The organism is Streptomyces sp. NPDC047072, from assembly GCF_040643855.1.
GTDB lineage: Bacteria > Actinomycetota > Actinomycetes > Streptomycetales > Streptomycetaceae > Streptomyces.
In genome coordinates, this window is sequence record NZ_JBEYVC010000053.1 from 25,069 (window position 1) to 43,267 (window position 18,199).

16 protein-coding genes are annotated in these 18,199 nt (G+C 68.6%); 15 read left to right on the forward strand and 1 reads right to left on the reverse strand.

Annotated elements, in window-relative coordinates; all coding sequences use genetic code 11:
* Positions 1 to 347: 347 nt before the first annotated feature.
* The 11 genes from ABZ896_RS22905 (at position 348) to ABZ896_RS22955 (ending at position 13,871) form a co-directional block, all read left to right on the forward strand.
* Positions 348 to 845 (forward strand): hypothetical protein, encoded by a 498-nt coding sequence (locus tag ABZ896_RS22905; protein WP_360931973.1) that lies wholly within the window; start codon positions 348 to 350, stop codon positions 843 to 845.
* A gap of 22 nt (positions 846 to 867) precedes the next feature.
* Complete coding sequence (locus ABZ896_RS22910) at positions 868 to 3,342, forward strand: ATP/GTP-binding protein (RefSeq protein ID WP_360931976.1); 2,475 nt, start codon at positions 868 to 870, stop codon at positions 3,340 to 3,342.
* Positions 3,339 to 4,355, forward strand: a complete 1,017-nt coding sequence (locus tag ABZ896_RS22915; protein WP_360931979.1) for a replication-relaxation family protein — start codon at positions 3,339 to 3,341, stop codon at positions 4,353 to 4,355. The genes ABZ896_RS22910 and ABZ896_RS22915 overlap by 4 nt, the downstream gene beginning before the upstream one ends.
* A gap of 36 nt (positions 4,356 to 4,391) precedes the next feature.
* Entirely contained in the window at positions 4,392 to 5,714 is a 1,323-nt protein-coding gene (locus tag ABZ896_RS22920; RefSeq protein WP_360931982.1) for a ParB/RepB/Spo0J family partition protein, read from the forward strand.
* The gene (locus ABZ896_RS22925; protein WP_360931985.1) at positions 5,711 to 6,826 is read left to right on the forward strand and encodes a DUF4417 domain-containing protein; all 1,116 of its coding nucleotides are present in this window, start codon (positions 5,711 to 5,713) and stop codon (positions 6,824 to 6,826) included. Before ABZ896_RS22920 ends, ABZ896_RS22925 begins: the two co-directional genes overlap by 4 nt.
* 79 nt (positions 6,827 to 6,905) lie before the next feature.
* Positions 6,906 to 7,304, forward strand: a complete 399-nt coding sequence (locus tag ABZ896_RS22930; protein WP_360931989.1) for a hypothetical protein — start codon at positions 6,906 to 6,908, stop codon at positions 7,302 to 7,304.
* 101 nt (positions 7,305 to 7,405) lie between these two features.
* A complete protein-coding gene (locus ABZ896_RS22935; RefSeq protein WP_360931992.1) occupies positions 7,406 to 10,000 on the forward strand; it encodes a hypothetical protein in 2,595 nt (864 codons plus the stop codon).
* Entirely contained in the window at positions 10,000 to 12,273 is a 2,274-nt protein-coding gene (locus tag ABZ896_RS22940) for a hypothetical protein (protein ID WP_360931995.1), read from the forward strand. The genes ABZ896_RS22935 and ABZ896_RS22940 overlap by 1 nt, the downstream gene beginning before the upstream one ends.
* Before the next feature lie 14 nt (positions 12,274 to 12,287).
* Positions 12,288 to 12,749 carry a hypothetical protein gene (locus ABZ896_RS22945; protein ID WP_360931998.1) on the forward strand — a complete coding sequence of 154 codons (462 nt, stop codon included), beginning with the start codon at positions 12,288 to 12,290 and terminating at the stop codon, positions 12,747 to 12,749.
* A 127-nt stretch (positions 12,750 to 12,876) separates the two neighbouring features.
* On the forward strand, positions 12,877 to 13,437 hold the full coding sequence (locus ABZ896_RS22950) for a helix-turn-helix transcriptional regulator (protein ID WP_360932001.1): 561 nt from the start codon (positions 12,877 to 12,879) through the stop codon (positions 13,435 to 13,437).
* Positions 13,434 to 13,871 (forward strand): hypothetical protein, encoded by a 438-nt coding sequence (locus ABZ896_RS22955; RefSeq protein WP_360932004.1) that lies wholly within the window; start codon positions 13,434 to 13,436, stop codon positions 13,869 to 13,871. The genes ABZ896_RS22950 and ABZ896_RS22955 overlap by 4 nt, the downstream gene beginning before the upstream one ends.
* A 237-nt stretch (positions 13,872 to 14,108) precedes the next feature.
* On the opposite strand, the gene ABZ896_RS22960 is transcribed toward ABZ896_RS22955, so the two are convergent.
* Positions 14,109 to 14,441 carry a MazG nucleotide pyrophosphohydrolase domain-containing protein gene (locus tag ABZ896_RS22960; RefSeq protein ID WP_360932007.1) on the reverse strand — a complete coding sequence of 111 codons (333 nt, stop codon included), beginning with the start codon at positions 14,439 to 14,441 and terminating at the stop codon, positions 14,109 to 14,111.
* 306 nt (positions 14,442 to 14,747) lie between these two features.
* Between ABZ896_RS22960 and ABZ896_RS22965 the strand changes: the two genes are divergently transcribed.
* The 4 genes from ABZ896_RS22965 (at position 14,748) to ABZ896_RS22980 (ending at position 18,100) form a co-directional block, all read left to right on the forward strand.
* On the forward strand, positions 14,748 to 15,260 hold the full coding sequence (locus tag ABZ896_RS22965; RefSeq protein WP_360932010.1) for a hypothetical protein: 513 nt from the start codon (positions 14,748 to 14,750) through the stop codon (positions 15,258 to 15,260).
* 113 nt (positions 15,261 to 15,373) lie between these two features.
* Positions 15,374 to 15,748: a hypothetical protein gene (locus tag ABZ896_RS22970; RefSeq protein ID WP_360932012.1), complete on the forward strand. Its 375-nt coding sequence runs from the start codon at positions 15,374 to 15,376 to the stop codon at positions 15,746 to 15,748.
* A 5-nt stretch (positions 15,749 to 15,753) separates the two neighbouring features.
* Positions 15,754 to 16,527, forward strand: a complete 774-nt coding sequence (locus ABZ896_RS22975; protein ID WP_360932015.1) for a hypothetical protein — start codon at positions 15,754 to 15,756, stop codon at positions 16,525 to 16,527.
* Positions 16,528 to 16,786: 259 nt separating this feature from the next.
* Positions 16,787 to 18,100 carry a hypothetical protein gene (locus ABZ896_RS22980; protein WP_360932018.1) on the forward strand — a complete coding sequence of 438 codons (1,314 nt, stop codon included), beginning with the start codon at positions 16,787 to 16,789 and terminating at the stop codon, positions 18,098 to 18,100.
* Positions 18,101 to 18,199 lie beyond the last annotated feature (99 nt).

Consider the following 18,199-nt stretch of genomic DNA (forward strand, 5'->3'; position numbering starts at 1 on the left):
TCCCGGGCTTTGGCCAGCGACGCTTCCCGAGCCGCAAGCCGACGCTGAACCGTCTCGATGCTTTGCATAGCACTCAGGATGGCGTACTGCCCCGCTCACGATGCGTTCTTCGGCCGGATCTGGGCTGGTTCCTGCTCAACCTTCGCTTCGAGAGGTCAGCAGGCACCGGAACTCAGGCTGCCGGCGAAGAAAGTTCGGCACGAGTGTCACACCGAGCCCGGTCCCAACACCTGTAGCAGACGAAAGATCCGTCTGCCCTATGGAGGTACCACCGTGCTCCCACTCTCTCCACCCTGCGCACCGGCGTACGGCCATAGGCCGGCCAGCCTGCCCCCGGTCGGTGACCGATGACGACGACCGACCTGATCGACGGGGCATTCGGCGTTCTTCAGGACCTCCCCGGCCACGTCGAACGGCTGACCAACTGGGCCGTGAACAACGCCTGGTGGGTTGGCCTGCTGATGCTCGCCGGAGGCGCTGCCATCGGCACCGCCCGGTGGCTGCTCTCCCGGGGACCGATGGCCGACCGCACAGCCCTGGAGGTGCTGCCGACAACCGGCTTCGACCCCAAGGTCGAGGAAGTGGTGCGCTTCGGGCACCAGATAGCTCGCGCGCACAAGAGCGTCTCGCGGTGGCTGTTCTCCTCTCCTCGCGGCAGCGCCGTCCGTATCCGCTTCACCTGCTCGGACGGGGCGCTGGCGATGCGGGTGGAAGGGCCGGCCAAGGCCATGACGGTGCTGCGCCACCAGGGCTACGCCCAGGTCGAGATGCGCCCCGTCCAGGCCGGCGGCCAGACCAGCGGCGACCGCCCCCAGATCCTGCTCGGCACCCACTCCGCCTCCTGAGACACGGAAGAACAGGAACACCATGACCACCGCAACCGCCGAGTCCGCCGCGCCGGTCGACGTCACCAAGCCGTCGGGGGACCACGGCGACGAGGCCGAACAGCAGCTGCACTATGCCCGGGCCGAACTCGCCCTGGCCCTCCCGCATCACCTCGCCCTGCGCGAAGTGCCACTTACTCCCGATCCGCTCGAGGCCCTGGCCAACGCGGTCGCCGACGTCCGGGAGGACCTCGGCGAGAGCGCCGATGTCGTCCTGGACCTCGTTCCCGTCGCCTCTTCCCGGGTCGGCAGCCGCCGTCGGCGCCTACTGGCGCAGGCCCGCCGCAACCCGTCCGACGCACCGGCGATACCCGGCATGCCGCAGCAGAGCAACCGCTTCGGCTTCGACCTGGGCGCTGTGATGTCCGAGATCGCCCATGAGATGAAGGGCAATCAGGCCGGGACCCGGCCGCGCCCGTACCACCACCACGGCCAGCGCACCCAGCGCATGACCGACATGAAGGCCGCCATGGGCAAGCTCGCCCCCGGGGCCGAGCCGGTCTTCTCTCTCCAGCTCCTCGTGCGCACCTGCGCACGGGACGCCGACCGCGCCCGGATGCTGCTGGACCAGGTCCTCGCCGCCCTGGAGCCATGGTCCGGCGACAACTACCTCCGCCCCGTCGGCCTGCACCTGGGCATCACCCGTGTCCGAGCCGACCACTGGCTCTACCGGCACCGGTTCGACCGGCGCTTCGAGACCGGGCTGTTCGTCCCGCGGCGCAACTCCTGGGTGACCGCCCAGGAGATCGCAGGCCTTCTCAAACCGCCCACCAAGAACAACACCGCGGCCAACATCCTGCGATCGGGCGGGGTCGTGCCCCCGCCACCGTTGGGGCTTCCGTCCTGGAACGGACAGCGAGGGCTGCTTCCCCTTGGCTGGGTGGCCAAGGCCGGCGGCGGCGAGCGCCTGGCCGGCGTCCCGCTCAAGTACCTGCTGTTCGCTCTGTTCCTCGGTAAGTCCGGCTTCGGCAAGACCGAGATGAGCTTGGTCCAGGCGATCGCGCTGGCGCACAACGGCTTCGGCGTCCTCTTCCTGGACCCGCACGGCGACGGCTGGGCTCGCGCACGGCCCTACCTCGCCCACAAGGAACTCGCCGACCGGATCTGGGAGATCGACCTCACCAGCCCCGAACTCGACAAGATGGTCGGCTCCTGGAACCCCCTGTCCATGGAACGCCGGCGTGAAGCCGAGATCCCCGACATCGTCCAGTACATCGTCACGGGATTCGCCGCAGCCCTGAACTGGAGCGACAGCGCCGGCCGCGCCAAGACCATCCTGACGCGCGCGGTCGAGTCCCTGGTGTACCTGTCGTGGCAGGTCTGCCGGGCGGGCCGGCCCAACCTGGCGCCCACCATCTTCCAGATCCGCACGATTCTCACCGACCCGGTCTGGCGCGCCACGGTGCTGCCCTACCTGCCCAAGGACGTGCGGGACTTCTGGGAGAACGTCTTCCCGAGCTACTCCAAGGAGGCGGTGCCGGTTGTCACGAACATCATCGAGCGTCTGTCCTCCTCGAACGCGATCAAGGCCTTCCTGGGGTCGAGCCGATCGACGTACGACATCCGTTACGCCATGGACCACGGCAAGATCGTCTTTGTGTGCCCGGCCGGCACCGGTGACGTCGACCGCATCATCAGCTCCCTGCTGATCTACGACCTGTTCCGTGCCGGCCTGTCCCGGCGTGACACCCCCGTCGATCAGCGGCGGGACTTCTTCTCCTTCATCGACGAGCTGACCAGCGTGGACGGAGCATCGAAGGGAACCCTGGCCCAGATCACCGAGCAGCTGCGCAAGTTCAACGTCCGGCTGCTGGCGATGACGCAGATGGCGCAGCGGCTGAGCCCCACCACCAGGCAGGGGTTGTTGCAGAACCTGTCGATCCTCTCCACGACGGCCTCCGACGTCGACGAGGCGACCCTGGTGACCCGCCGCTGGGGAAAGAAGGTGTCCCCCGACACGATCACCCAGCTCAACCGCTACCACTACGTGATGTCGGTGACCCTCGGCGAAGGCCAGACCGACCCCTTCCGCGTGCGCGGCGCCTCGGTCGAAGACCTCTACGCCGACTACTTCCGGCCGCAGAACGAGGAGCGTCTGAGCAGGGCCATCGACGAGAACCTGAAGCGCCGGCCTGTCCGCGACATCCTCACCGACCTGCGGCGGCTGGATCTGCGGCTCCGCCGCTTCATCGTCACCCTCGACGTGCCGCCGGACGACGACGACCCGGCAGCCGCCGATGTGCCGCCCGAGGATCCCGGAGCCGAGGAGACCGCCCCGCCGGACAACGGCGGTCCCGACGGACCGGGCGACGGGCCGCCTACCGCGAGCTCGGACAAACCCCGCGTCCACGACAGCGAGGGCACCCTCCTCAGCGGAGGACAGGACAACTCCGCCGAGACCGCCCCGGACAACGTCCGGCCGCTGAAGTCCCAGCAGAACGAGTCGAGATTCGGATGACCCTGCACCTTCCCGAAGCACCCGCGGTGCCGACCCGCACGCGCAGCTTCCACACGATCGCCCGCCGGGCCCTGGAGTTGTTGTACCAGCACCGGGTGCTGTCGACCCAGCAGATGCATGTGCTGCTCACTTCGCCCGAGCAGCGAGCGCGCCGCCCCGACTACCTGCGCAGGCATCTGGGCGAGCTCCACAAGGCCGGCCTGGTGAGCCGGGTCCGGGCCCAGGGAGGCGGCGCCGGGCCGGGGCGGGTGCGGACAAGGCCGTTCCTGTGGTTCCTGACCGAGTCCGGCGCCGAGGCGGTCGAGGAGGCTGGCGAACTACCCATCCGCCCCTACCGGGTCACGCCCGAGTCGGTCGCCGGCAGCCGGCAGGCGCACACCCTCGCGCTCAACGACGTCGGGATCGCCTTCTTCGAGTACGCGGAACGACTCGGGCACGAGTGCGGCCCCCTGGACTGGACACCGGAAGTCGCCAACCGCATCCGTGACGGGCAGCGCCGATTCGAGGACGACCATGTCATCAGCGACGCCGTCCTGAACTACGTCCATGTGGAGCGTGGCCGGCGCACCATGCTCAGCTTCTTCGTCGAGCTGGACCGGGCCACCATGACCACGGCGCGACTGGCCGCGAAGCTCCAGGCGTACGGCCGGCTGTACGAGTACGTCCCGCAGGGGTCGGATCGTGCGCGCCGGCAGCCGAATGCCACGCGGCCGGCGTGGATGTACAACTACCCGGTCTTCCCACGGGTTCTGGTCGTGCTGGACGCCGCGCCGCCCCGAGAAGGAGAACCGGATCGCCGACCGGCGCGGTTGGCAGCCCGGACGGAAGACCTCTACGCGCGCACAGCCGCGGACGTCCGGCTCAGCCGGCTCAAGGAGGACATCGCGATCGGTGTCACCACCCTGCAGCAGCTCCAGCAGCACGGGCCCTGCGCCCCGATCTTCACGCCGCTGCTGCGGGGCACACCGTCCGCCCGGCCGGCCGCCGCCGATTTCTACCTCTCCACGAAGTAACCCGCCGCTGAAACGGCCCTCAAGGGAAGCAGCCCGATGACCAGTACCTCGCTGGAGACTCCGCCCGACGGCGGGAGCATGATCCGGCTCACCGAGATCCTGCACCGCAGCGTCAAGCTGCGGCAGCGACGGTTCGAGATGCTGCCGCTGCGCGGCGCGGGCGCCCCCTTCACCGAGGCCCAGGCCCGCAACCCCTCGGACTCGCTGCCTCCGTCCGAGCTCGCGGACCTCATCTCCTCCATGTCCGTGATCGGTCTGCTGGAGCCGGTTCTCGCCGAGGAGATCGTCATCGACGGCAAGGCGCCGACGATCCGTCTCGTCACCGGCGAGCGACGCCTGCGCGCCATGCGCTGGGGCGCCACTAACCGCCCGGACAACCCCCACTTCCAGGCCCTGCCCGCCGTGGTCTGCCCGGGGCCGCTGTCCGACGAGGAACGGCATATGTGGCGGTTCGTGGAGAATTTCGCCCGCGAGCCCCTACGTCCCGGTGAGCAGGCCGCCGCCCTGCTGTACCAGCGGTGCGCCATCCTCGTGGGCAAGCTGCTGAAGTCCGGCCGGCCGGTGCCGCAGGAGGTCTACGCCATCCCGGACCCGGCCGAACGCTTCCAGGCTCTGGAGAAGATCCGCGGCACCGACCACAGTTGCGCCGCCCCCTGGAGCGAGGTTCTCAGCCGCCTCGGACTTCAGCTCAACGAACGCAAGGCCGGGGAGTTGGTGCGCGCCTTCCGGGCGTTGCCTCGGGACCTGACCGAGGAGATGGACGAGGAAGCGATTCGTCTGAACACCCGGATCCGCTACGCGGAACTCCGCAACGGACGGGCGGAAGCGGCCGAAGGCATCTGGGCCGCACTGAAGACCTCCAAGCGGCTCCATCTCCTGCCCACCGCCGTCAACGTCGGCCTGGAAGTGCCCGGACTCGGAACGGACGAGATCATCGAGGAGGCGGAGCAGCGCCTGGACGCTGCCAACGCCGGCCGCCGCGCGAAGCTGTCCCGCGTCCCCGACACCGCCGAAGCCGACGATGCGCCCGAGGGCGACCCGTCCGACGCCGACAGCTCCGCCGATGCCTCGCTCGAGGAGCCCGCCGCGCCGTCGTCGCCCCCTGAAGTCGAGCAGTCGCCTGAGGCGGATCCCGGGCCGACCTCGCCGAAGCCGGCCGTGGAATCGGGGATCGTCCGCACCGCGCTGGACGGACTTCGCGGCCTGCTGGTCGAGGTCCGGGCCGGCAAGGAGATCACCCGCTACGACCGCGGCTCCCTGCAACTTGTCCTGCAGGAGCTCAGCACCCACCTCGGCGGTGACGCTACCGCCGCCGAATCGGACACCGACGCCACCCACGAAGGAACCGAAGCAGCATGACCAGTGTCTTCCTGCCCTCCCCGACCATCGGCGTGCCCCTTCCCGGACGGGGCTGCGACTGCAACAGCTGCGCCTTCTACGCCGGGCCCGACGGCCGGGGCGGGCCGGCCACCGTCGAGCCGTTGTGCTCTGGCACCAACACTGACTGCCGGTTCTGCGGTTGCGCCGCGGCGGAAGCCGATGCCCCCGCCAACGCGTGTGTGGCCCGCCAGTGCCCGATCCGCTGCGGAAGCCGGACCGACATCGCCCAGTGGATGAGCGACGTTGGCGGCACCCTGACCTTCGACGACATCAGCATCGACAGCACCCTGCCGGGCGGCCTGCCGGCCTTCATTCCCATGACCGACGGGTCTGCCGTGTCCAAACTCGACGCGAGCCTGAACTGGCCGGCCTACGGCGTGGGCCTCAGGCGAGTCTTCTCCCCCGACACCCACACGCTCTACCGCCGCTTCACCCAGCAGTCCGCCCGCGAAGCCCTCGCCCTTCAGCCGCATCAGAAGGCCGTGCTCGTCGGATACAGCGAAGACCCCCTTGTCGAGGCCTTCTGGACCAGGCGCAAGCGCGACGACCTCGTCGCACGGATCGCGGAACAGCAGTGGGATCTGGTGCTGTCCTGCAACTACTCGATCTACGGCGACTGGCCGCGAACCGAGCACCTGCTGAACATGAGGCGCAGCCTGCTGCTGGCGCAGGAGTTCGCCGAGGCCGGGGTGCCGGTCGTCCCGAACGTCTACTGGTTCCGGTTGGAGGACCTGGAGCGCTACCTGGCCTGGATCGAGGACACCCGTCCCGCGGCGATCGCCGTCAACGTGCAGACCGTCCGGGACAACGCGGTCTGGGACAGCTGGGAACGCCCGGGCCTGCACTGGCTGGCCGCGAACCTGCCCGACGACATGCCGGTCATCCTCACCGGCCTGTCCCGGACAAACCGGATCGCGGAGATGGTGCAGCTCTTCGGCACCCGGCTGACTCTCATCTCGCAGAATCCGCACCAGTACGCCCTGCACGGCGCCATCATGACCGCGAACGGCCGCGAGGACGTCCACGCACGGGCTGAGGACGCCTTCGCCGCGACGGTCCGGTACATGTCCTCGCTGCTGCCGGCCCGCTGAGATTTTTCCGCCCGCTCTGTCACACCGATGGCTCCTCCCACACCTGTAGCAGGTGACACCACCGACGGGAGGAGCCTCCGTGACGACCGACCCCCACCAGCCCGACATCGAGCCGGCAGATTCTCTGCCTGAGGTCGCTGGCCAGCTGTGGATCCTGCTCGTCTGGCACCCCGCCCTCGGCCTCCCGGTCGATCCCGTCGCCGTGCTGGGACTCAACGAAGAAAACGGGCCCGGGGCCCGGATCGTGCGGTGGGTCCCGCTCGTCTACGATCCGGCCGATCCGTGGCGGGAACGCCTGGGCGAAAGCACCACCACCGAAGACGTCGAGCGCTGGATCGCGCAGTCCGGCGGCGCCTGCGCGATCGAGCCCGCTGCCGTGCCGGAGGGTGCAACCGACCTCGCCCACGCCGCCGATCTCGTGCTCAACGAACTGCTCGCCGAAGTCCTTCCCGCACTTCCGCAGCGCGGTGATGCCTGATGGGCACGGGCAGCAAGTCCAGCCACGCTTCCTACGCCGTGGGCCCCACGGCCGTTGCGGAGGGCTCGGAGGAGGCAGTTGCCGAAACACCGGCGCCGCCGATGTCCGATGAGGAGATCCAGGCCAAGGCCGACCTGCTGATGGCCATGAACAACATGGAGGAGATCGCGGAGCCCGGGGCCGGCATCGACTGGGAGGACCTGCCGCCCAGCGACCCGGTGGAGAGGTACGACCTGTTCGTCAGTCAGGTCAAGATGGCCCAGGAGGCCATCGAGAAGCTGAAAGAGGCGGGCGCCTCCGACGAAGAGATCGAGGCCCACACCAAGGCGCTCAAGGCGCAGACCCTCGAGTACCTGAACTCCCTCGACGATGACGATCTGCGGGAGATCGCCGAGGCCAAGGGGTTCGAACACCCTGCCCTGGTGGGCCTGTCGGGCAAGGGCCAGCACCCACTGGTCCACTGGCTCGACCCCGCGTACCCGGACGGCATCCCGACCAAGCAGAAGATCCAGGCTGCCGCCCTCGACCGGTACAACGAGCTGCTCGCCGGCGGAACGGTCGGCGGGATGACACTGGCGGACCTGCACGAGATCGAGGGCACCGAACCGCCACTGACCGGCGGCGCGTGGTCGGCGACACCCGAGGAGGCCAAGGAGTCAGGGCAGGCGCTCGTCCAGTCGATCAATACCTACCTCCACGACGCCAAGTACACCGCGGGCCCCGCCCAGGGCGAGGCCCTGCAGAAGATGCTCGCGGCGGAGCAGAAGCTGTCCACGGCCGACTGCCCCGAGCTCGGAGAAGACCTCGAAAAGGCCAAAGCCCACGGCAAGCAGATGGTCGACAAGGCGCTCGCCTCCTTCAGCCTGACCCCGTACAACGTCCAGCCGGCGATCCAGGACGCCATCGCCTCGGGGCAGCTCACGGAGAGTGAAGCCCAGCACCTCACGGCGCGGGAAGCCGTCGCGCTGATGCGGTCGACGACGCCGGAGAGCGAGGCGACCGCGCTGAAGGATCTGGCGGCGAAGCGCGCGCAGGAGCTGGCGGCCCTCGACGTCTCCTACTCCGCGCACTCCGCCCTCGCGCCGGAAAACGGACAGCCGCTGGCCCTGCCGCCGGCGGGCGACCCTGGGGCGCCGCAGGCGATCGCCGAGTGGGCGAAGAACGCCGGCGAGCTCAAGGACATGCAGCACGCCGCGCACAGCTGGTACTCCAAGAGCCAGCAGTTCGCCGCCGACGAGCCGTTCGCCGACCACCCAGGTGCGGACGCCTCGAAGTTCGTCTCCCCCGACGCCCTGACCAACGACTTCAAGGCGTGGGCCAAGGGACAAAAACTCTCCGACCTGCGCGGCGTTGCCGGCGAGCTGGGGATGGACAACGCCGACCAGGCCACACGTGCACAGGTGCAGAACTACATCGCCGCGAGCTTCAACCCCAAGTACGACCAGCAGGCGATCAAGGAGAAGGTCGCGGCCGCCGCGGCCAAGAAGCAGACCGCCAAAACCGCCGCCCCGGCTAAGGCGGCCGCCCAGACCGCCACCTCGACTCAGGGGGTTGCCCAGGCCACCGCCCCGGCTCAGGAGGCCGTGCACAGCGGCGAGTTGGCCTCCGACGAAGAGGTCCAGGCGCTCGCGAGCAAGCTGCAGAAGCCCCAGGGAACTTCGGCCCCGGCCGGGACCGCTGCTGCGCCACCGGCAGCACCTGCCTCCCCGAAAGCGGCGACGCCTTTCAAGAAGACGCCCAAGCCGGGGTCGTTCAACGCGAACATCCAGGCACTGATGGCCGAGGTTCAGCACGCGAAGGCGACCAGCCAGGACCTGCCGGCACGCGTCGACGCCAAGGACGTCGCCACCTGGACCTTCGGACCCGGCACGACAGCGTCGAACCTCGGCGGCACGTACGCCAAAACCGTGCACGATGCGCCGGACGGCTCGAAGTGGCTGTTCAAGGCCGACCACAATCACGGTGGCGCCCTGGGGCACGCGGAGGCGGCCGCCTCCCACCTGCTGTCGATGGGCGGCGTTCCGTCGGTGCCCGTGTACCACCACAAGCAGGCCGATGGGACGGCCGGCTCTATCCAGCCGCTGCTCCAGGGCGCCCAGCAGTTCACCTCCAGCCCGAGCCAGTGGACGCAAGCCCAAGTCGACGCGATCGTCCGCTCCCACGTGGGCTCGTGGGTCATCGGCGAGCACGACGGACACAAGGACAACTGGCTGGAGACCCCCTCCAAGGGGCTGGTCCAGATCGACCGCGGACAGGCCTACAAGCACTTTGGCCTGGACAAGCTGTCGGTCGACTACGCACCCAGCGGCGGAGGCGGGTTCACCCCCGTCCACCAGCGTCTCTACCAGGCCGCCCTCGGCGGAGAACTGGGCAAGGGCATCAAGATCAACCCAGCCGCCGCCCATCCGGTGATCAAGAACTTCGAGTCCATCCCGGATGCCCAGATCCGCTCCGTCCTGCACGCCACCGCCCACGAAGGCGCCAAGTCGGGCGTGGCCTGGGTGCCGCAGATGCGCAGCCGGGCCGCCACGGCCCTGAAGATCCCCCAGTCCCAGGTGACGCACGAGCAGATCGCCAACGCGTTCCTGGACCACGCAGTAGAGAGGAAGAACTCCTTGCGCGAGAACTTCGCCGACTTCTTCGTCAAGCAGCTCAAGCTGCCCTCCGGCGCCTCCTTGAAGCACGGTGGTAGCTGATGGGCACAGGATCGAAGTCCAGTCATCAGAGCTACGCGGTCAGCCCGACGGCCCTCGCAGACAGCCCTGCTGCCCCGGTGGATCTCGGCGGCGCCCCGGCCGCGGAGGAAAGCACCGCTCTCGCAGGGCTGGCGAGCGGGGCAGACACGGGGGCGATACCGGAAGAACCGACCCTGACGCCCGATGATCCGCAACAGCTGTCCACCGAGGCCGGCCTGGACCCCGCCCTGGACGACCTGGTCGAGGACGCCGAGCTCGGCCAGGAGGCCGCGGCCGAGGTGGCCCCGTCCGACGACGAGGTGCCCGCGGCCCAGGACGCGGTTTCGGACGAACCCGAGTCCCCTGCGCTCGCCGAGGACGAGCAGAGCGGTGAACTGGATCCGGTGGCGGAGGAAGCTACCGAGCTGCTCCCCGAGAACGGGGTAGATGAGGAAGTTGAGGAAGACGAGGAGGAGACGGACCCGCCGCTGACTCCGGTGCCGGCGGCGCCGCCGGTCGGGCAGCCGACAGGAGCCCCGATCCTCGTCGGGGGCGACGACTTCATCAACTCCGAGGCGGCACTGGTCGCGTACGACTCGGCCGACGGCCCGCGGGAGGTCCTCCTCACGCATGTCTCCGAGGAGGCGGAGGAGAAGCTTCTCGACGCGCTGCACATCCCCGGCACTCACATGGAGGACGTCGAGGTCGAGGAGGAGGTCAAAGCGCGGCTCAGCCTCGACCAGGACAAGAAGCTGGGCGAGTTGACCTCAACGGCGGTCTCCTCGGTACAGCACAAGCTGAAGAATCAGCTGCCGATGTCGGATGCGTCGATCGCCAAGCACCAGGCGGCCGTCGACGCAGTCTCCGCGGTGCTTAACGATCCGACGATCAGCGACGCCGAGAAGGCGATGGCCCAGCACTACATGGACCAGCTGGACCAGGTGAAGGACAAGATCGACAACGGCGGAGCGCCGCTGCCGTGGATGTCTCCGTACGAGGTGACCGAGACCAAGGTGGTCACCAAGCAGGTGTCGGTGCCCGACACGGACCCGGAACCGGGAACGCTCCACGCGACCGTGCGCGAGGCAAGCCGGATCAAGGCGAGTCTGGACCCGGAGACCGGGCAGAGTTCCTGGGATGGCGTGGCCCGCAGTCACGCGACCGGTACCGAGTACGAGATTGACATGGGCGACGGGTGGAAGGCGGTCTACCGGCCCTACAAGGACAACGACCCGTCGAACACGGAGTACTCGCTGCGTGGGCAGCTTGAGGTCCATGCGCCGCCCGGTGCCGGCCACGGCAAGGAGTTGGTGGAGCGCCTGGAGCAGCTGCACCTGATGAACCAGCCGATGACGGCAGCCGAGGGCGAGTGGACGTACCTGGCGAACAACATCAGCGCGCAGGGGCTGGGCAATGCAGCCGGCATGAAGGCAGCCATGGAGACGGCCCAGGGCCTTCAGGACCTACAGGTCCAGGAGATCGTCCACAAACGCATGGAGACGCTGATGGGACTCGACAGCGAGGCCCTGCACACCCAGATGAAGCGGATCCACCTGGAGGCGGCACAGAAGGTGTTGCCGATGAAGGTGGAGGTGGTGCGGGATGCCGTGGCCAAGGCATCCGGGTTCGCCGATGGCGACGCGCTGGCGGCGAGCCCCGGCTACCAGCCGACGCCTGCGACGACCGGCAAGTGGCTGACCTGGTCGCGCTTCGACGTCACCGGCAAGCAGGAGGAGATCAAAGAGGCATTCAAGGGCCGGTCGTTGACGCACAGCCTGGGTAGCGGAGACCTCGGCAGTCTGTTGAGCACCGGTGTGCTGGCCTCCACCGAGAAGCGGGCCGTCATGGGCATCGGCAGCGGCGTGGGCATGAGCGAGGAGGACGACAAGATGACCGGCGGCGCCAACAGCGTTTTCCTGCGGGTCCAGCACAGCGGCTCCGACCTCGGAAAAGGTGTGCTGATCTGGGACGACCCCAGCGTTCTCATGCAGCGCAGCGACTACTACGGCTACGCCAGCGACCACTACGGCGCGATCAACCCGAACCACTACAAGTACAGCAAGGACGCGATAACCCGGGATCCCATGAAGATCGCCAAGTTCGGCTACGACGGTAACGAGGTGATGTTCGGCAACGGGATTGATCTGCTCGGGACGGAGGCGCCCAGCCGGATCGTGTGCAAGTCCGCCGGCGAACGCAGCACGATCCTGGCCTCATTCGCGGCCCGGGGCATCACCGAACTCGGCGGCAAGCCCGTCGAGGATGTTTTGTGCTTGGACACCGACTACAGCTGACGAGGAGTTTCACGATGACAACGGACATCCAGTGGAAGCGGCGGTTCTCCGACCTCCTCGCCGGCAACCACAGCACCACGGGCGACCCTGTGGACGCCGGGGCACGCCTGCTCGTCTTCAACCCCGACGGCAGCGAAGCCTTCCGCGCGGCGCTCGCCCGCCACCACCGTTTCGAGGACGCCGAGCCGGTGGTGTGGATCAGGCCGCTGGTCGGCGGCAAGGACACCGGAGACGGCTACCTGTTCAACCTCGGCCTGGCAAGGCGCCGCTCCCTGCGCTGGGAGGCTGTCCGCCTCGTCGACGACGGCGTCGAGATAGACCTCGTGAACGAACAGCGCGCTCGCATCGAACCGGCAGACGGGCCCGAACTGACGGAGCTGACCCGTTGGGAGGAGTTCACCAACCGCCTCACCCCCGAGGAAGACGCGGCGCTACGGGACCTGGACGCCGACTCCTGGCAGGGACGCTATGCCTGAGCAGCCCGGAGTCCGGCGCCGAACGTGCCGGCAGCCGTATTGGCATCATGGCCTACCGGCCCCGTAGACAGCGGGGCACCGGCGGACCGCTCGGCCAGCGGCGCAGCACATCAGGGAGGTGAACAGCATGGCAGCACGACGTCGCGGCGTGCGCGGCTTCGACGGAGCCGCGCTCCGCAGCGCCCGAACGAGCCAGCACCTGTCCGAGGAGGACCTCGGGCGGGCCGCCCGCATGCCGCCAGCTCTGATCTGCGCCTACGAAGACGGTCGGCGGATCCCGGAATGGAAAGCACTGACCACGCTCGCGGACGCCATCGGAAGCACCGTCGACGAACTGCGTCCCGGGCACATCACCACGATGGAGGACCTGCGGTGCGCCGCCGGCCAGAGCCAGGCCGACGCGGCCACGACCGCCGGGCTGACGCGCAGCGGCTACGCCATGCTTGAGAACGGACACACCCGTACCCTGAGGCGCGAGGTCGCGGCGCGGCTGGCGGCCTCGTGGCACGTCGACGAGGACGTGGTACTCCGAGCCCACGCAGCGACGGTTCACGCTGCCGGCGAGCCGGCACCCGTCCTCGAGGGTGCCGTACTCGAGGGACTCGCCAGCCACTTCGGCATCTCGTGCGAAGCCCTGCTTGACCTCGCCCGCACTATGCAGAACCCGACCGAGAGGAGGACCCCATGACCGTGCACCGTGGCCACCCGGTGACAGACGCCCGGCACGCGGCGCTGCGCAGCCCCCTGCCCGATCACGAGCGCTCTCTCCCGGTCGACACGGTCTGGCTGCGCCGGCGGGCCCGCCAGTTCGCGCGTATCTCGCAGCGGCCGTTCCACCTGGTCCTCGACCTTCAGGCCTACGCCTCGGTGACCGGGATGCCCTTCTACGCGCACTACGCCGCTCAGGTGTACCGCGGCCCTGAGGGTGCCCGACTGGCCAAGCCGCTGATGGCCGTCAACCTGGCGCTGGTCACCACGCGCGAGGAAGCGGACCGTGCCCTGGCGCACGAGACCATGCACCTGGTGGTGCCCTCGTACGGTCACAAGCAGGCCGCGTTCGACCGCGCCCAGCTGCTGCTCGATGAGGTCGGCCAGCTGGAGACCGCAGCGTGGGAGGACTGAGGCCGACGGGGAGGCCGGCTGGTCGCGCACCCCGGGCGCCGACGTCGATCTGCCCGCCGGCCTACGGCCGGGGTCCTGCTCACCGGCTCACCGTCCCGGCGCCGGGTTACGACCTGACCAGCCAACTACCAGCAGCCGCCGTGCGGGCGGAGAAGGCACGGCTGTTGGTCCGGCGCAAGTGATTGGCCGGCCTCTGGCCGGCCCGCCAGGCGGCCCGTCTCTCGCCCGGCTCCCGTGTCACGTCCGCCGCGGGAGCCGGGCGGTGATGGCTTCGTCCAGCTCGGCCATGGTGCGCTGGAAGGCACGTTCGAGGTCGACGTCGTAACGGTGTGCCAGGATCAGCACCGACCACAGGCAGTCGGCGAGTTCGTGCTCCAGCGCGGCCCGGCCGCCCGGCGCGTCGCGGGCGCCCTCCTCAGCCATGACGAGCTTGGCGAGGTCGCCGACGTCGCCCATGAAGCCGAGCATGAACTCATTGCGTGACCAAACTCGCCCGCGTTTATGGAGATTCAGCTCGTCGTAGCGGTCATGGATCCGTACGGCCTGTTCCCGCAACTCGGTGAGGTCCACAGGGGCTGTCCCTTCCACTGGATGTCGGTGTCGTCCGAGTGTTCCCGCTAGATCACGACGATCGGCGGCCGGAGGGCGTTCGCCGGTCTCCCAGAAGTTGGTGCAAAGGACCGACCGACTGAACCCGTCGGTGACTCCAAGCCCCCGCCCGTGCGTTGCTAATGCCTGTTCCACCATGTACTGTGAGTGTCACCGGGTGGGAGAACCCGCCCGATCCAGGCCGCCGCTAGCGGCCCGTGAGATCTGCTCGGGCGTCACCACGTCAACACGACCCATGTCCCCGGGCCCATCCTTCTCGGAGGCCTCATGCCGGGCACAACGACGAACTCTGTCTTCAACCCTCTCCAGCTCGCCGCCGTCGGGGCTGCCGTGGAGCGTGCACGCAGCGGTGCCTCCGCGCGGCCGGGGCCGGACCCCGCTCTCCACAACGAGAAGCGCGGCGAACTCGTGTGGCTGGAACGGGTCCTCCGTCACCGTCTCCAGCTCGGCTCTCTCGGTCGGCCGGTCGCCGTCCGCGCCGAGTACGACCGTCTCCACCCGCTGCTGGCCGCCGGCCGGCACTACCGCGCCGTCGCACTGACTGTTCCCTTCGCCAGCAACTCGGTCACCTTCCTGGCCACCTACGACGCGCAGCGGCGGCTCGTCTTCGACCTCGTCGCCCCGTGCCCGCTCTGCGACCAGCCGGTGCCCGTGGAAGAAGTCAACTGCCTGGCAGATCTCGGCGACTTCGTCCTCCAGACCCGCGACGCCCTCGGAGGATCTCCCCGGTTCCGGGACTCCCCGGCACATGCCGCCGCCTGTCCCGCCCGCGGCGACTGACCGACACCTCCACCACCACAAGGGCGCCCCCGGCTCGCGCAGAGCCGGGGGCGCCCTGCACGACGCGCGGTCGCGCACCGGCGCCGTGCCGCACCGACTCGGGAGACCTCGCTATGGACGCAAGCCCCAGCCCTTTCGGACTGGTGGTCACCGACCCCGCCAACACCACGGTGCCGCCCGCCTGGACCAACTGGCTGCTGCTGATGGTCCCGCTCTTCATCGCAGACCTGAGGGATGTCCCCGACGATCTGGCCTACCAGATGGGCGCGAACGCTGGGGACGTGATCGCCAGCCACGCGGACGATGCCCAGCACGGCGGCGAGAACCGGGCCCGCGCCCGCAACGCCATTGCCAAGAGCCTTGCCCTTCTCGCCCGGGCCGACGGAGGCGTCACCGCGCTCGGGATCCACGCCTGCCTCAAGCCTCATGCCGGCTGTCCTGGCCGGTTCAACGCCGCGCCCCCACCCACTCCGGAAGCGAAGACGTGACAGACATGACCGACGCCACCAGCACAAAGAAGCGAAGCCCCCGCAAGTGGCTGCTCACCCAGAATTCTGATCTCCGCAGAATCGGCGTCTGGAACTGGACTCTGCCGGCTTTCGTTGTGGAACTCCCTGACGGCAGCAACTTCAATGTGTGCCCTCAGGCCGGCGTCTGCGCCCAGCTGTGCTACGCGCGAGTGGGGACGTACCGGTTCAAGAACGTGCGCGCAGCCCATATCCGCAATCTTCTGCTCTGCCGGGACTCTCCCGAGGAGTTCGAGAAGAAGATGACGGAGGAATTGAGCCACAGGCGCTACGAGGGAAAATGGATCCGGCTGCATGATTCCGGAGAGTTCTTTTCCGACGAGTACCTGCTCACCTGGATGCGGATCATGGAGAATTCTCCTGCTGTCCGATTCTACTGCTACACCAAGGAAATCAGTCGATTTAAGCGGCTTGTAGTGCCGAGCCCTCCGGCCAACTTCCTCTGGTGCTACAGTCTCGGCGGAAAAGAGGACCACCTCATCGACCTAGGCTCGGAGCGGCATGCCGACGTTTTTCCGGACATTGAAGCGCTCATTTCCTCCGGATACTCCGACCAGACAGAATCCGATCTTCTCTCTGTTCTCGGCGAGTCGCCTCTGGTCGGAATTCCAGCGAATCGGATCCCGATGCTGCTGAAACGCCAGGGCAAGGAGACTTTCGGCAGTCTCCAACGGGCGCGCGACGCGAAGTTGGCGGCAAAGAACTCTTCTACCAAGCATAATCTCACCCTGGTTCACTGAGCCCTTCCGGATGCGCGTGCCGGGCCGAACGGATGTTCCGTTCGGCCCGGCACACGCATCCGGGTCTTCCTATCTGCGGCCGCGACCTCGAGGCGTCGTTGCATACTCATCTTGCGAGATGTACTTTAATCCGTGCCCCTGCGCGATAGGGGCACCGCCCGTAGCCCAGAACCTCGAGTGAACCATCCACCCACGTCTCCGGCCCCGGAGCCACCACCACGGCCCGCACCGCTGCCGGCCCGACGAAGGAGTGATCCCGGTGATCCCCGCCGATGCTGACGAGGTCGTCCTGACCTCCGAAGAGATCAAGCAGAAGTACAAGGTCACCGATAATCAGTTCCAGGGCTGGACCGTGACGCAGGGGTTCCCCGAGGCCTGGCCGGACGGGCCTGGCCGGACCCTTGTCCGTGACGGCCAGGAGGTCGACGACTGGCTCCGGAAGACCTTCCCGGTGATCTGGGCGCAGGGCCAGGACTCTGACAATCCTCACGGCCTGCCGGAGGGGGGTCCCAAGGACCTGCTGTCGCTGCAGGACCTGTGCGAGCTCGAGGCCAAGGTCCTCGGGCGTGACGAACCCGTTCCGCGGGCCACCCTGCGCGGATACCTCTCCAAGGGCAAGATGCCGGAGCCGGACCGGACGCCCGGGGATGGGGTTCGGCCCGAGGTGTCGGACCGAATGTGGTTCCGGAGGACTGCGTATGAGTGGCTGAACCGCCCGAGGTCCCAGAAGAGGGTCAAGGCCGTGCCGGCAGATGCCGGGACGCAGCCGGCGGAGCCGGCCAGCGCCCCTGCGAAGAAGTCGGAGCAGCTGGACGTGGACGGAATCGTCGACCGGTACGGCGTGATCCGGCCGACGGCGACCCAGTGGACGCGCACGGAGGGTTTTCCGCCGACGGACGGTGCCTTCTACGACGCCGCGGCGGTCGACGCCTGGGTGCGCTCCCAGCGGCCACGGACCTGGCAGAAAGCTCAGCAGTCGGCGGCGCCGGCGGCCGCGTCCTCCGCCGACAGTCCGGTGCCGGGCGCAGGTGAGCAGGAGGCGAAGCCTCCTGCCCGGGCTGGCTCCCGTCGGAAGAAGGGCGTCGAGCTGACGCTTGAGCAACTTGGCCCGAGGTACGGCTCGCCGGTGGCCACCGGCGTCAGCTGGACCAGGGCCGAGGAGCGGCGCGAGGGCGGCCGGGTCGTGCAGCGGGCCTTTCCGCAGCCCCTGCGCAGGAACCCGCGCGTGTGGGACCAGGACGACGTGGACGCATGGGTGGAGGAAGCCCGGCCGCACGTCTGGGCGTCGTTCACCGGGTCCGGGCCGGCCCTGGTCAACCCGCTGCCCGAGGGCAATCCCCGGGACCTGCTGGACGTCAACGACTTCGCCGAGGTCTGGGGCAACGCAACCCGGGGCGAGCCGCTGGAGCCGGGCACCGTCGCGTCGTACCACAGCAGGGGGCAGATCCCCTTCGCCGACCGAGCGCCGGACGACGGGAAGACGCCCCGGGTGCTTTCGTACCACTGGTATCGCCAGACGGTGTACGACGTCATCACCAGCCGCCGCGGCATGGGCAACTTCGAGCCCCGGTAAGGGCTATGAGTCGGGCCCGGCACCCTGTTTCTGCTCAGGGTGCCGGGCCCAGAGGAAGGAGTGCCCGGAGAGACATTGGCCGGTTAGGTTGCACCCATG

What these genes read in the sequence shown, in the direction of transcription:
- ABZ896_RS22905 (WP_360931973.1), top strand. Translation starts at nt 348, where the DNA reads ATGACGACGACCGACCTGATCGACGGGGCATTCGGCGTTCTTCAGGAC.
- ABZ896_RS22910 (WP_360931976.1), top strand. Translation starts at nt 868, where the DNA reads ATGACCACCGCAACCGCCGAGTCCGCCGCGCCGGTCGACGTCACCAAG.
- ABZ896_RS22915 (WP_360931979.1), top strand. Translation starts at nt 3,339, where the DNA reads ATGACCCTGCACCTTCCCGAAGCACCCGCGGTGCCGACCCGCACGCGC.
- ABZ896_RS22920 (WP_360931982.1), top strand. Translation starts at nt 4,392, where the DNA reads ATGACCAGTACCTCGCTGGAGACTCCGCCCGACGGCGGGAGCATGATC.
- ABZ896_RS22925 (WP_360931985.1), top strand. Translation starts at nt 5,711, where the DNA reads ATGACCAGTGTCTTCCTGCCCTCCCCGACCATCGGCGTGCCCCTTCCC.
- ABZ896_RS22935 (WP_360931992.1), top strand. Translation starts at nt 7,406, where the DNA reads ATGTCCGATGAGGAGATCCAGGCCAAGGCCGACCTGCTGATGGCCATG.
- ABZ896_RS22940 (WP_360931995.1), top strand. Translation starts at nt 10,000, where the DNA reads ATGGGCACAGGATCGAAGTCCAGTCATCAGAGCTACGCGGTCAGCCCG.
- ABZ896_RS22945 (WP_360931998.1), top strand. Translation starts at nt 12,288, where the DNA reads ATGACAACGGACATCCAGTGGAAGCGGCGGTTCTCCGACCTCCTCGCC.
- ABZ896_RS22950 (WP_360932001.1), top strand. Translation starts at nt 12,877, where the DNA reads ATGGCAGCACGACGTCGCGGCGTGCGCGGCTTCGACGGAGCCGCGCTC.
- ABZ896_RS22955 (WP_360932004.1), top strand. Translation starts at nt 13,434, where the DNA reads ATGACCGTGCACCGTGGCCACCCGGTGACAGACGCCCGGCACGCGGCG.
- ABZ896_RS22965 (WP_360932010.1), top strand. Translation starts at nt 14,748, where the DNA reads ATGCCGGGCACAACGACGAACTCTGTCTTCAACCCTCTCCAGCTCGCC.
- ABZ896_RS22970 (WP_360932012.1), top strand. Translation starts at nt 15,374, where the DNA reads ATGGACGCAAGCCCCAGCCCTTTCGGACTGGTGGTCACCGACCCCGCC.
- ABZ896_RS22975 (WP_360932015.1), top strand. Translation starts at nt 15,754, where the DNA reads ATGACCGACGCCACCAGCACAAAGAAGCGAAGCCCCCGCAAGTGGCTG.